Annotated in this window: 11 protein-coding genes; 5 read left to right on the top strand and 6 right to left on the bottom strand. The window is 60.1% G+C overall.

Translation table 11 applies throughout. The features are described from left to right. Nucleotides 1–103 precede the first annotated feature (103 nt). Nucleotides 104–886: an exodeoxyribonuclease III gene (gene xth, locus ACZ1HJ_RS15910; protein WP_472719627.1), complete on the top strand. Its 783-nt coding sequence runs from the start codon at nucleotides 104–106 to the stop codon at nucleotides 884–886. 39 nt (nucleotides 887–925) lie between these two features. Here the strand turns inward: xth and ACZ1HJ_RS15915 are convergent, their stop codons facing one another. Both ACZ1HJ_RS15915 and dksA read right to left on the bottom strand, forming a co-directional pair. Next, the gene (locus ACZ1HJ_RS15915; RefSeq protein WP_472722223.1) at nucleotides 926–2,095 is read right to left on the bottom strand and encodes an FAD-dependent monooxygenase; all 1,170 of its coding nucleotides are present in this window, start codon (nucleotides 2,093–2,095) and stop codon (nucleotides 926–928) included. 72 nt (nucleotides 2,096–2,167) lie between these two features. Then, on the bottom strand, nucleotides 2,168–2,623 hold the full coding sequence (gene dksA, locus ACZ1HJ_RS15920) for an RNA polymerase-binding protein DksA (RefSeq protein ID WP_472719628.1): 456 nt from the start codon (nucleotides 2,621–2,623) through the stop codon (nucleotides 2,168–2,170). Between the two features lie 158 nt (nucleotides 2,624–2,781). Between dksA and ACZ1HJ_RS15925 the strand changes: the two genes are divergently transcribed. The 4 genes from ACZ1HJ_RS15925 to ACZ1HJ_RS15940 all read left to right on the top strand — a co-directional run bounded on the left by ACZ1HJ_RS15925 (nucleotide 2,782) and on the right by ACZ1HJ_RS15940 (nucleotide 6,453). After that, nucleotides 2,782–3,621 carry an AAA family ATPase gene (locus ACZ1HJ_RS15925; protein ID WP_472719629.1) on the top strand — a complete coding sequence of 280 codons (840 nt, stop codon included), beginning with the start codon at nucleotides 2,782–2,784 and terminating at the stop codon, nucleotides 3,619–3,621. Between the two features lie 99 nt (nucleotides 3,622–3,720). After that, entirely contained in the window at nucleotides 3,721–5,088 is a 1,368-nt protein-coding gene (locus tag ACZ1HJ_RS15930) for a DUF2927 domain-containing protein (RefSeq protein ID WP_472719630.1), read from the top strand. Between the two features lie 3 nt (nucleotides 5,089–5,091). Then, nucleotides 5,092–5,262, top strand: coding sequence for a hypothetical protein (locus ACZ1HJ_RS15935; RefSeq protein WP_472719631.1), 171 nt, complete (start codon nucleotides 5,092–5,094; stop codon nucleotides 5,260–5,262). Nucleotides 5,263–5,268: 6 nt separating this feature from the next. After that, entirely contained in the window at nucleotides 5,269–6,453 is a 1,185-nt protein-coding gene (locus ACZ1HJ_RS15940) for a vWA domain-containing protein (protein ID WP_472719632.1), read from the top strand. Here ACZ1HJ_RS15940 and ACZ1HJ_RS15945 read toward each other — a convergent pair. From ACZ1HJ_RS15945 to ACZ1HJ_RS15960, 4 genes are all read right to left on the bottom strand, one after another. Next, nucleotides 6,450–7,226: a DUF2189 domain-containing protein gene (locus ACZ1HJ_RS15945; protein WP_472719633.1), complete on the bottom strand. Its 777-nt coding sequence runs from the start codon at nucleotides 7,224–7,226 to the stop codon at nucleotides 6,450–6,452. The genes ACZ1HJ_RS15940 and ACZ1HJ_RS15945 overlap by 4 nt on opposite strands. 63 nt (nucleotides 7,227–7,289) lie before the next feature. Next, on the bottom strand, nucleotides 7,290–8,699 hold the full coding sequence (locus ACZ1HJ_RS15950) for an amidase (protein ID WP_472719634.1): 1,410 nt from the start codon (nucleotides 8,697–8,699) through the stop codon (nucleotides 7,290–7,292). Nucleotides 8,700–8,739: 40 nt separating this feature from the next. After that, complete coding sequence (gene prfB / locus ACZ1HJ_RS15955) at nucleotides 8,740–9,867, bottom strand: peptide chain release factor 2 (protein WP_472719635.1); 1,128 nt, start codon at nucleotides 9,865–9,867, stop codon at nucleotides 8,740–8,742. 104 nt (nucleotides 9,868–9,971) lie between these two features. After that, nucleotides 9,972–12,494 (bottom strand): penicillin-binding protein 1A, encoded by a 2,523-nt coding sequence (locus tag ACZ1HJ_RS15960; protein WP_472719636.1) that lies wholly within the window; start codon nucleotides 12,492–12,494, stop codon nucleotides 9,972–9,974. Nucleotides 12,495–12,544: the final 50 nt, after the last annotated feature.

Consider the following 12,544-nt stretch of genomic DNA (forward strand, 5'->3'; position numbering starts at 1 on the left):
TCGGACAGTGCCGCACCGCTGCCATCACCTGCGCCATCTGCCCTCTTGTCACCGCGCAGTGGCTGAGCGATAGAAGACGGTACCGCCGCAAGGACCTAATGCCATGAAAATTGCCAGCTTCAACATCAACGGAATCAAGGCACGCATTCAGGCCCTGCCCGATTGGCTGAAAGAGGCTGAACCGGACGTTGTGCTGCTCCAGGAAATCAAATCCGTTGATGAGAATTTCCCGCGCGAGCTGTTTGAAGACATGGGATATTCAGTCGAAACCCACGGGCAAAAAAGCTTCAACGGCGTGGCGATCCTGTCCAAACTGCCATTGGAAGACGTCACCAGGGGACTGCCCGGCGATGACGCTGATGAACAGGCGCGCTGGATCGAAGCAACCGTGATGGGCGACAAAACCGCCGTGCGGGTCTGTGGGCTGTACCTGCCCAATGGCAATCCGGCGCCGGGACCAAAATACGACTATAAGCTGGCCTGGATGGAGCGGTTGAAGGCCCGGGCAACCGAGCTTCTGGCGGCCGAAGAGCCCGCGCTGATGGCCGGGGATTACAACATCATCCCGCAGGATGAAGACGCCAAACGCCCCGACGCATGGCGCGAAGACGCCTTGGCGCGCCCCGAAAGCCGCGCCGCCTACCGACGGATCGTCAACTTAGGTTTTACCGAGGCGTTCCGCGCCCGCACGCAGGGGCCAGGGCACTACACCTTCTGGGATTATCAGGCCGGCGCATGGAATCGCGATGACGGCATCCGCATCGATCATTTCCTGCTGACGCCCCAGGCCGCGGATTTGCTGCGCGACTGCCAGATCGACAAAGATATCCGCGCACGCGAGAAACCATCGGACCACGTCCCGATCTGGGTATCGCTCGACACCTAGAACACTTTTTATCAATGACTTAACGGGCGTCAGATCGGATCAGTCGCCTTGCGTCACGTCATGGCCGTAGAGCCAGTCGAACTGCCGCATCATCCGCACCGGCGCAATGGCCCCGCCCAATCGCAAGCCCATATGCGCTGCCCACCTGAGCGGTGGGAACGCCAGATGGTACTTGCGCGCGTTGCCACTGGCCGCACCAACCACACGGGTCACGCGATCAAACCGACGCGCCTGATAGGCCTGCAACGCCGTGCTCAAATCAGGCCCGGATGTCAGCGCATCGGCCAGCACCCACGCATCCTCCAACGCCATCGACGCCCCCTGCGCCAGGAATGGCAATGTCGGATGCGCGGCGTCACCGAGGATCGTCACACCGTCTTTGTACCAGAGCTTTGCCACCGGGTGACGAAAGAGCCCCCACAGATGCACCGATGTGACCTGCGCCAACATCTCCTGCACCTCTGCGCCGAAATCTTCAAAGGCGGCCCGCATGTTTTTCGGATCATCGCCCTGGCTCCAGCTTTCTTCTGCCCAAGCCGCCTGTTCCTGCACGGCCACGATGTTGAGCAAATCACCACCGCGAATGGGATAGCTGACCACGTGCCGGTGGGGGCCCATATGCACACGCACTTCCGGTCCGCGTCCGGACGTATTTGGCACCAGAGCGCGCCAAGCGGTCTGACGCGTAAAAAACGGGGCGGACGTGCCATTCAAATGCTGGCGGGCCCGGGAATGCAGCCCATCCGCCCCGATGATCAAATCCGCCTCGACCACAGCGCCATTGGCCAGCGAAAGCTGAGGTTTGTCACCGGAGCGAACCTGTTCGACCTGTTGCAAGAGCCGGATCTTCACGCCTGCGTCCCGCGCGCCATCGGCCAGAACGTCAATGAAATCCGCGCGGTGCAGGAAATGGTAATCCTGGCTGTCCAGCAGGGTCAGATCCAACCGCGCCACTTCGCCCCGGCGGTAGTCACGCAGACTGACGGCTCGGCCTTGCACGGCCTGCGCACGCACGGCGTCGGCCAGCCCAAGGGCGTTCAGAACGGCAAACCCATTGGGGCTGATTTGGAGACCGGCCCCCACATCGCGGATGGCCTCCGCCTGTTCCCAAACGGTCACATCCGCACCGCGCAGCGCCAGAGCACGGGCCACGGCCAAGCCCCCGATCCCTGCGCCAATTACGGCTATGTTCATCGCGTCCAGCATTATGGCCCCTTAGTGGGACGAAAAACGCCGGAGCGAAAGCCCCGGCGTCTTAACTTCGTGAATGATCCTACGCGATCAATCGTCGCGATGGACCTTTTCACGGCGTTCGTGGCGTTCCTGCGCCTCAAGGCTCATGGTCGCGATCGGCCGCGCATCCAGCCGTTTCAGGCTGATCGGCTCACCGGTCACTTCGCAATAGCCGTATTCGCCATTATCGATCCGGCGCAAGGCGCTGTCGATCTTGGCAACCAGCTTGCGCTGACGGTCCCTTGTGCGTAGTTCCAGCGCGCGATCGGTTTCTTCGCTTGCACGATCCGCAACATCGGGGATTGCCCGTGTGCCATCTTGCAAGGCTTCAATCGTGTCGCGGCTCTCCTCCAGCAGGTCATCACGCCACTCAATCAGTTTGCGGCGGAAATACTCCAGCTGGCGGTCATTCATAAAAGGTTCGTCTTCAGCAGGACGATAATCGTCGGGCAGAAAAGTTTCCGCTTTCATGTCTTCTCCCTTATCAAGGCCAGTGTCCGGCATGGTACTCTCCTCAGACATGTGGCACCCCAATGCGCGTCGTTTACACCCGCCAAAAAGGATTGTCACTAGCCAATCACGCGCCATTGATGTGAATTACGGTTCCCGCTAGTGTGCGCTCTGCTGCGCAGACAAAATGCCATCAAAAGGGTTGAAATAGAATGAAATTCCAAGGCACCGACAGCTATGTTGCCACCGAAGACCTGACGGTCGCCGTCAACGCGGCGGTCACATTGGAACGTCCATTGCTGGTCAAGGGTGAGCCGGGCACCGGCAAAACCGAACTGGCGCGTCAGGTGGCACAGGCTCTAGGCCTCGACATGCTGGAATGGAACATCAAATCGACCACCAAGGCGCAGCAGGGTCTTTATGAATACGACGCCGTCAGCCGTCTGCGCGACAGCCAGTTGGGCGAAGAACGCGTGCACGATGTGCGCAACTATATCCGCAAGGGCAAGCTTTGGCAGGCGTTTGAGGCGGACACCAAGGTCGTTCTGCTGATTGACGAGATCGACAAGGCAGATATCGAGTTTCCCAACGATCTGCTGCAAGAACTCGATAAGATGGAATTTCACGTCTATGAAACCGGCGAGACCGTGCGCGCCGCGAACCGGCCGATTGTAATCATCACCTCGAACAACGAAAAAGAACTGCCCGATGCGTTCCTGCGCCGCTGTTTCTTTCACTACATCCGCTTTCCCGACATGGACACGATGCGCCAGATCGTTGACGTGCATCATCCGGGCATCAAGGACGCGTTGCTGACCACGGCATTGACGCAATTCTATGAAATCCGCGATCAGGCCGGCCTGAAGAAAAAGCCATCCACCTCCGAGGTGCTCGATTGGCTCAAACTGATTCTGGCCGAAGACCTGACCACCGATGATCTGCGGCGCGACGGGGCGGATGCGTTGCCCAAACTGCACGGCGCCCTGCTCAAGAACGAACAGGATGTGCACCTGTTCGAACGGTTGGCATTCATGGCGCGCAGTCAGCGGTAAATTGCCTTTGCCACAACACCGCCCCGGACCCGTATGGGTGTTGGTTGATTGCACTGGCGCAGCAGATATAGTGCGCCCAAAAGCAGGTTGAGGGTTTCGATGCGATTACGAATGGTTTCCTTGTGTTTGGCCCTTGCCGCCTGCGGTGCACCGCCGCAAACCGATGTGCCAACCCGCGCTGCCAGCGGCCAGCCCATCTCCCTTCCGGCGATCAAAACGTTTTCCACGCCCCGTCCTGACCGGCCAACCCGGTCCAATCGCGATATCCAGCGGGATTTTCTGGACCTGAGCTTCAATCTGGAATCGGGCCGGGCGTTGCCGGTGTTTTCGCGGTTCGAGGGGCCGATCACAGTGCGCCTGACCGGCCAGCCGCAACCAACGCTTGCCCCCGATCTCAACCGTCTGATCGGCCGCCTGCGCAGCGAGGCCGGGATCAATATCCGCCGGGTCAACGGCGGTGACGCCAACATCATCGTGCAATCGGTGTCCCGGGCCGAGATTCAACGGCAATTGCCCAAGGCCGCCTGTTTCGTGGTGCCCAATATCACCAGTCTGTCGGAATATCGCACCGCCAAACGGCGCGGCACGGCAAGCTGGTCGCAGTTGCAAACCCGCGAACGGCTGGCGATTTTCCTGCCCAATGACGCAAGCCCGCAAGAAGCCCGCGATTGCCTGCACGAGGAACTGGCACAGGCGCTTGGTCCGCTCAACGATCTCTACCGCCTGCCCGACAGCGTCTTTAACGACGACAATGTGCACACGGTTCTGAGCGGCTTTGATATGCTGATCCTGCGGGCCTATTACGCGCCTGAACTGCGCTCGGGCATGACCCGTGAACAAGTGGCCGCCCGCCTGCCTGCGATCCTGTCACGGCTCAACCCGTCGGGCGACCAATTGGCGCCGCAATACCCGTCCGAAACGCCCCGCGCCTGGATCCGCGCCATTCAAACCGCGCTTGGCCCCGGCGCCGGACAGCGCCAGCGCACATCCGCTGCCAATGAGGCGCTGAGCATTGCCAAGTCGCAAGGCTGGACGGATCACCGCCGTGCCTTCAGCCATTTTGCCGTGGGCCGGGTGTTGCGTGTGTCAAACCCCGAAGCCGCCTACAAACAGTTCATGACCGCCGAGCATTTTTACCGTCGCGCACCCGGCACCAGCCTGCACCGCGCCTATACGGCGTCCCAGCTTGCCGCGACGGCGATTGCCCAGAATGACGGGGAAAAGGCGCTGGCCTTCGTTGCTCCGCATCTGGCCACGGCGGAACGCCATGAAAACGCGGCCCTTCTGGCCAACCTGATGCTGCTCAAATCCGAGGCCCTGGACCTGACCGGGCGTCGCGCCGAAGCACAGGCCACACGTCTGGACAGTCTGGGCTGGGCGCGTTACGGGTTTGGCGCTGAATGGGCCTTGCGCGCGAAACAGCGCGAGCTATCTGTCGTCAGCACAGCAAACGCATCGAACGGGTAAGACATGATCGTACTTTTGGGCGCCGTATTGGGCACCATCACCGGCGCTTGGGTCGCCTGGCGGCGTAAGGGACGTCTGGCGGACATCCTGCAATACGCCTTTGTCTATTTCCTGATCTTCACGCTTGCGGGTCTTTTCATCACGTTGATCATCCACCGCGTCTCCGTGGTATAAGGCACCATGTTTCTGCCCTTCTTTGATAATTTGCGCATGGCCGGTGTGCCGGTCAGCCTGCGCGAATATCTGACCTTTCTCGAAGGGATGAGTGCCGGGCTGGTCACCTACGACATTGACGGATTTTACTATCTGGCGCGCACTGCCATGGTAAAGGACGAGCGTAACATTGACCGGTTTGACCGCGCCTTTGCTGCAAGTTTCGAGGGGCTGGAGGCGATCACCGCGGAGCAGGTGATGAATGCCGTCGACCTGCCCGAAGACTGGCTGCGCAAGATGGCGGAAAAGCACCTGACACCCGAAGAAAAGGCCGAGATCGAAGCGCTTGGCGGGTTTGACAAATTGATGGAGACGCTCAAAGAGCGCTTGAAGGAACAGCAAGGCCGCCACCAAGGGGGCAACAAGTGGATCGGCACGGCGGGCACCTCGCCCTTTGGGGCCTATGGCTACAACCCCGAAGGCATCCGCATCGGTCAGGATCAAAGCCGCCACCAACGCGCGGTCAAGGTCTGGGACAAGCGTGAATTCAAGAATTTCGATGCCAATGTCGAGCTTGGCACCCGCAACATCAAAGTAGCGCTCAAGCGCCTGCGCAGATGGGCCCGCGACGGGGCCGCGGATGAGCTGGATCTGGATGGCACCATCCGCGCCACGGCAGAACATGGCTATCTGGACGTGCAAACCCGGCCCGAGCGGCGCAATGCGGTCAAGGTGCTTTTGTTTCTGGACGTGGGCGGCTCAATGGATGCCCATGTGAAAGTGGTCGAAGAGCTGTTTTCTGCCGCCGCGGCCGAGTTCAAGCATTTTGAACACTTCTATTTTCACAACTGCCTCTACGAGGGTGTGTGGAAGGACAACCGCCGCCGGTGGGACGCGCAAACCCCGACGGATGATATCCTGCGCACCTATGGCTCGGACTATAAATGCATCTTTGTCGGTGACGCGTCGATGTCACCCTATGAGATCGCCTATCCCGGCGGGGCGAATGAGCACTGGAATGCCGAGGCTGGTCAGATCTGGCTTGAGCGCGCGCGGACGCAATGGCCGTCAAATCTCTGGATCAACCCGGTTGCCGAACGCTCTTGGCCCTATACCCATTCAATCCAGATGATCCATGAGATTTTCGAAGGCCGCATGGTGCCGATGACCCTTGCGGGGATCGAAGCGGGCATGAAAGAACTGGTGCGCTAACCCGAAATTTGTTGCCGGTAGAGATGCCAGGACGCATGGCCCAGAAGCGGCAGCACGATGAAGAGCCCCAGAAATGCCGGGATCAGCGCCAAAAACGTGAGCCCCGCAATCAATGCGGCCCAGGCCAGCATCGGCACCGGGCTGCGGGTCACGGCCTGAAAGCTGGTGATCATGGCGGTCACGAAATCCACCTCCCGATCCAGAAGCAGCGGCAGCGCAAGAACCGTGATCATGTAGAGCAGGAGCGCAAATAGCCCGCCCACAACCGTGCCCACCGCCAGCATCATCAGCCCGTTGCCGGTGAAGTAAACGTCATAGGAGCTGGAGATATTGGTCATCGTCGAGAGGCCCAGAAACAGCGCAAAGATCATATGCGCCAGAAAGAACCAGAAGAGGAACACGATAATGATGATGGCGCAGATCGACGGGAGCTGTCGCCGCCGTTGATGCGCGATCACGCCAAGCACTGCGGGCATATCAAGCGCCTGCCCACTCTCCAGCCGGCGGCTGACCTCATAAAGACCCACAGCCGCAAATGGCCCGATCAGGGGGAAACCTACGGCTGCGAAGATCAGCCAATAACTGTGACCGGTGATCCAGGTGATCCACATCATGATCAGGCCCAACGCCACATATGTCCCGGCAAAAAGAAGGGCATATCCCGGCGCGCGTTTCATATCCGCCCATCCGCGCCGCAATGCCTGTCTCAGCATGGCAAAGGTCACCCGACCCAGTTCAGGCACGCCACGTTCCGGTGTTGGTTTTGCCTCCATGACCTCTCCTCCTTCTTGTCAGCATATCGCGAAGGTGGACTGGATCAAATATGCAGACGACGTTCAGCGGCGTGGCGGGTGTTTCTGCGGCCAGAGCGTGGCGCGGTGATAGGCCTGCGCCAGTGTCAGCATCCCCTGATCATCCCCGTGCCGTCCGATCATCTGAATGCCCATCGGCAAGCCGTCAGGCCCGAAGCCGGCAGGCATCGCCAGCGCGGGCAAGCCGATCAGACTGGCGGGGACTACGATTTCCATCCAGCGGTGATAGGTGTCCATCCCCTGCCCCGCTATGTCCGATGGCCACGCCTGATCCAGCGCAAAGGGCCAGACCTGCGCCGTGGGCATGACAAGGGCATCATAGCGATCAAAAAGCGTGGCCGCCGTTCTGAACCACGCGGAGCGAATGTCACTGGCCGCCTGGATATCCTGACCGCTCAGCGCCACACCACGCGCCACTTCCCACTGTGCGGCCTCTTTGAGGTGATTCCGCGCATTGGGATCGTCCCAAAAGGGTTTCAACCCCGCTGCTAGCGCCCAACTGCGCAGCGTGGTCCAGCTGCGCCACAGCGCCTCACGGGAAAACGGCGGCGCAATTTCTTCCACTACACATCCCGCCGCGTCAAAAACCTCTGACGCGGACCGGCAGAGCGGCAAGATCCCCTCTTCCACCGGCCAGGCACCGCCCCAATCGCCAAGCCATGCGATCCGTTTACCGGCAACGTCACGGTCCATTGCGTCAAACGTGGTCTCGGCCATGCGCAGGGGCATACGCGGGCTCGGGCCTGATTGCACCGAGAGCAGCAAGGCCAGATCACGTGGACTGCGCGCCATCGGACCGTCGGTGGTCAGAAGGTGCAGATACATGTCACCCGCAGGATCGGAGGGCACCCGCCCATGGCTGGGCCGGAACCCATAGACGTTGTTCCAGCCCGCCGGGTTGCGCAAACTGCCCATCATGTCCGAACCATCCGCAAGACTGACCATCCGCGTGGCCAGCGCCACCGCCGCACCGCCGGACGATCCTCCACAGGACACACTGGTGTCATAAGGGTTCGATGTCGCGCCATAAACCGGGTTGAACGTGTGACTTCCGATGCCGAATTCCGGCGCATTGGTCTTGCCAATGAAAATCGCGCCCGCCGCGCGCATACGCGCTACATGCAGGGCATCCGCCTTAGCCATATTACCAACCAACAACGGCGAGCCCTCGGTGGTTGGCATCCCGGCAACGTCCGCAAGTTCCTTGACCGCAATCGGAAGGCCATGCAGCGCACCGGATGCCGGGTTTTTATCCTTGGCGCGGGCCTCTGCCAGAAGCGTCTGCGCATCGCGCTGCGCCACGATGGCATTGAGCGGGCCGTTCACCGCCTCGATACGGTCCAGTGTCGCCTGCATCAGAGCCTCGACGGACAATTGGCCCGACCGGATCAGATCAAGCTGCACCGTGGCATCACGTTCGAGAATGTCTTCCATGGTCACAGGCTAACGCGCCGCGCGCGCATAGCAAGCGATGTCAGTCTTCGCCCTGCGCCTCAGCCCGGGATTTACCGCTCACATCCATGGCCAGCGTGGCCGCCATAAAGGGATCAAGATCACCATCCAGAACGCCCTTGGTATCCGACGTTTCGTGGTTGGTGCGCAGGTCTTTGACCATTTGATAAGGCTGCAGCACATAAGACCGGATCTGGTTACCCCAGCCCGCGTCACCCTTGCTTTCATGCGCCTCGTTGATGGCTGCGTTCCGGCGATCCAGCTCCATCTGATAGAGCCGCGATTTCAGGGCCTTCATCGCGATATCGCGGTTCTGGTGCTGCGATTTTTCCGAGCTGGTTACAACGATGCCCGTGGGGTTATGCGTGATCCGCACGGCAGAATCGGTGGTGTTCACGTGCTGGCCACCCGCGCCCGAGCTGCGATAGGTGTCGATGCGGATATCGGCCGGGTTCACCTCGATCTCGATGTCGTCATCGACCACCGGATAGACCCAGATCGAACAAAAGGACGTGTGCCGCTTGGCCGCGCTGTCAAAGGGCGAGATGCGCACCAGCCGGTGCACGCCGGATTCGGATTTCAGCCAACCATAGGCGTTGTGCCCGCTGATCTTGTAGGCGGCGGATTTGATGCCCGCCTCATCGCCCGACTGCTCGGATTGCAGCTCGACGCTGTAGCCGCGCTTTTCGGCCCACCGGACATACATCCGCGCCAGCATGCTGGCCCAGTCGCAGCTTTCGGTCCCGCCCGCACCGGCATTGATCTCCAGGAAGGTGTCGTTGGCATCCGCTTCGCCGTTCAATAGCGCTTCCAGCTCCTTGGCCGCCGCCCTTTTGGCAAGGCGCTTCAGCGTGGCCTCGGCCTCGGACACGATCTCAGTGTCCTCCTCCATCTCGCCCATTTCAATGAGCTCAACACTGTCGCTCAGCTCCTGCTTTATCCCATTATGCGTGTCCATCGCATCCACAAGGCTCTGGCGGTCGCGCATCAGCTTCTGGGCCTTGGCCGGATCGTCCCACAGATTGGGGTCTTCCACCCGTGCGTTGAATTCCTCCAACCGGTGCGCGGCCGTCTCCCAGCCCATCCGCTGGCGCAGAAGCTCCAGCGACTTTTCGATCTCGGTCACAAGGGTTTGGGTCTCGGCGCGCATGCGGGGGTCTTCCTGATCTTCTTTGGCACTCTGCTCAGCTTTGGGTGATACCGCAGGCCCGGTCAGCGGGCAAGCGCACGCAACACCGTCCTGATTTGCAAATGTCAGTAAAGCCCGCCCGAGCTCAATTCGCCGAATGTCGCCTTGTCGCCCACCTGCCCGGTCCCGCCGGAAGAGGTGGTCACTTCGCGGATCTGTTCGCTTTCGCCGACACTGAAGAGATCCAGATCAGACCCCATGGCAAATCCGCCATCGAACATGATGCCGAAAATCGGATCTTCGCCATCGCGGAAGTATTCGGCCACAACATAATCGCCATTGGCCGTGTCTGACAGACGCGCGCCGGTATAGCGATCGATCTTGATGAAATGCCCACCCGGAGGCACGGCAAACTGCCCACCGCCGTATTTTTCGACGGCCTTGGTCATGAATTGCTGGAACACCGGCCCGCACATCGTGCCACCATAGGCACCTTTGCCCAGGGATCGCGGCTGGTCATATCCGATGTAACATCCGGCCGCGATATTGCTGGTGAACCCCACAAACCACACGTCGAGCGCGTCATTGGTCGTGCCGGTCTTGCCCGCCACAGGCACCGGCAGATTGACATGGCTGGCCGCCGTGCCGCGATCCACCACGCCCTTCATCATCGACGTCAGCTGATAGGCCGTGATCGGGTCCATCACCTGTGCGCGGTCCGAGACAATTTTGGGGCTGCGCCGCGCAGGAATTTCCGCCTGATTGCATTCAGCACAATCGCGGGTGTCATGGCGATAGACGGTCTTGCCGTTACGGTCCTGAACCCGGTCCACCAGTGTCGGCTGCACCCGCTCGCCGCCATTGGCGAACATCGCATAGGCCGAAACCATCTTGTAAAGCGTGGTCTCATCCGAGCCCAGTGAGTTGGCCAGGAACGTGCCCATATTCTCGTAAACGCCAAAACGCTCGGCATAATCGGCAACAATCTCCATGCCAACTTCCTGCGCCAGTCGGATGGTCATCAGGTTCCGCGATTGTTCGATCCCGGTACGCAGCGGCGTCGGACCATAAAAGCGATTGGACGAGTTGCGCGGGCGCCAGAGGCCCTGCGGCGTGTCAATCTCGATCGGGGCATCGATCACGATGGTCGCGGGCGAATAGCCGCTATCAAGAGCGGCGGCATAGACGAATGGCTTGAAGCTCGACCCCGGCTGGCGTTGCGCCTGCGTGGCACGATTGAAGACCGAATTCTGATAGGAAAACCCACCCTGCATCGCCAATACGCGACCGGTGTTGACATCCATCGCTACAAATCCGCCCTGTGCCTCGGGCACCTGCCGCAGGGTCCAGCGGATGAACGTATTGCTTTCGTCGTCCATCATGCGACGCACATGGACCACATCACCGCGCTTGAACGTCTGCTGGAAATTGCCGGGCAGCCAGCCGATATCCTTGCGCGGGATAACCTGTGGCTCGGTCTCGGAATTTGCCACGCCGTCCACGCCGATCCGCATTTGCTGATCGCCGATCTCCAGCACCACAGCCGGGTACCATTGCCCGTTCAAATCGATATCGCGGGCGACCTCCAGATTGCCCAGTGCTTCGCGCCATGCGGCTTCATCGCCCAACACTTCTTCCGGCAACGTCTTTTCGGTGCCGCGCCATTTACCCTGCGCGCGGTCGTATTTCTCAAGCTGGCGCTGCAGCGCATTGGCGGCCTCAACCTGCATTTCAGGATCAATCGTGGCCCGGACACTGTAACCACCGGTAAAGAATTCACCTTCACCAAAATCTTCACTCAACTGACGGCGGATTTCATCGGTAAAGTAATCCCGTGGCGGCAGCGCCTTGGCGAAAGGCTCAAAATCACCGTTCTGCACGGATCGCAGCGGCTGTTCGACTTCCTCAAGATACGCGGCCTGCGTGAGATGGCCATTTTCGCGCATCTCTTTCAGCACAAAATCGCGCCGCGCCAGCAACCGCTCTTTTTGGCGTACCGGATGGTAGTCACTGGGCGCCTTCGGCATGGACGCCAGGAACGCCGCCTCATGGGGCGCAAGCTCTGCTAGCGTCTTGTTGAAATAGGTCTGTGCAGCCGCCGCCACGCCATAGCTGTTCTGGCCCAGGAAAATCTCGTTGAGGTACAATTCGAGGATCTGTTCCTTGTCCAGCGTGTCTTCGATCCGCGTGGCCAAAATGATTTCCTTGATCTTGCGCTCCACCCGGCGCGAGCCATCAAGCAGGAAGTTTTTCATCACCTGCTGCGTGATCGTAGAGGCCCCACGCACATCGCGGCCCCGCGTGCGCACCGCGTCAAACACCGCCGCCGCAATACCGCGCGCATCATACCCGCCATGGGAATAGAAATTCTTGTCCTCGGCAGAGATAAACGCCTGTTTCACCAGATCGGGAATTTCGTCCGCCGGGGTGAACAACCGACGCTCCTGGGCAAACTCATCAATGATCCGGCCTTCGCCGGAATAAATCCGGCTGATCGTGGGCGGCGCATAGTTCGCAAGTGACTGGTGGCTGGGCAAATCCCGACCATACACGTGGAAGATCGCCCCAATGCTCAGGGCAACCACCATGATGCTCAGGGTCATCAGGCTGAAAATCGTACCAAAAAATGTCAGTATTGCCCGTAGCATACTGCTCCCCACTCGTCGTTTAACACCATATAGGCATCTGCCCGCGTATC

The sequence above is a fragment of the Roseovarius sp. JB2-10 genome (assembly GCF_055693585.1).

What these genes read in the sequence shown, in the direction of transcription:
- xth (WP_472719627.1), top strand. Translation starts at nt 104, where the DNA reads ATGAAAATTGCCAGCTTCAACATCAACGGAATCAAGGCACGCATTCAG.
- dksA (WP_472719628.1), bottom strand. Translation starts at nt 2,623, where the DNA reads ATGCCGGACACTGGCCTTGATAAGGGAGAAGACATGAAAGCGGAAACT.
- ACZ1HJ_RS15925 (WP_472719629.1), top strand. Translation starts at nt 2,782, where the DNA reads ATGAAATTCCAAGGCACCGACAGCTATGTTGCCACCGAAGACCTGACG.
- ACZ1HJ_RS15930 (WP_472719630.1), top strand. Translation starts at nt 3,721, where the DNA reads ATGCGATTACGAATGGTTTCCTTGTGTTTGGCCCTTGCCGCCTGCGGT.
- ACZ1HJ_RS15935 (WP_472719631.1), top strand. Translation starts at nt 5,092, where the DNA reads ATGATCGTACTTTTGGGCGCCGTATTGGGCACCATCACCGGCGCTTGG.
- ACZ1HJ_RS15940 (WP_472719632.1), top strand. Translation starts at nt 5,269, where the DNA reads ATGTTTCTGCCCTTCTTTGATAATTTGCGCATGGCCGGTGTGCCGGTC.
- ACZ1HJ_RS15945 (WP_472719633.1), bottom strand. Translation starts at nt 7,226, where the DNA reads ATGGAGGCAAAACCAACACCGGAACGTGGCGTGCCTGAACTGGGTCGG.
- ACZ1HJ_RS15950 (WP_472719634.1), bottom strand. Translation starts at nt 8,699, where the DNA reads ATGGAAGACATTCTCGAACGTGATGCCACGGTGCAGCTTGATCTGATC.
- prfB (WP_472719635.1), bottom strand. Translation starts at nt 9,867, where the DNA reads ATGCGCGCCGAGACCCAAACCCTTGTGACCGAGATCGAAAAGTCGCTG.
- ACZ1HJ_RS15960 (WP_472719636.1), bottom strand. Translation starts at nt 12,494, where the DNA reads ATGCTACGGGCAATACTGACATTTTTTGGTACGATTTTCAGCCTGATG.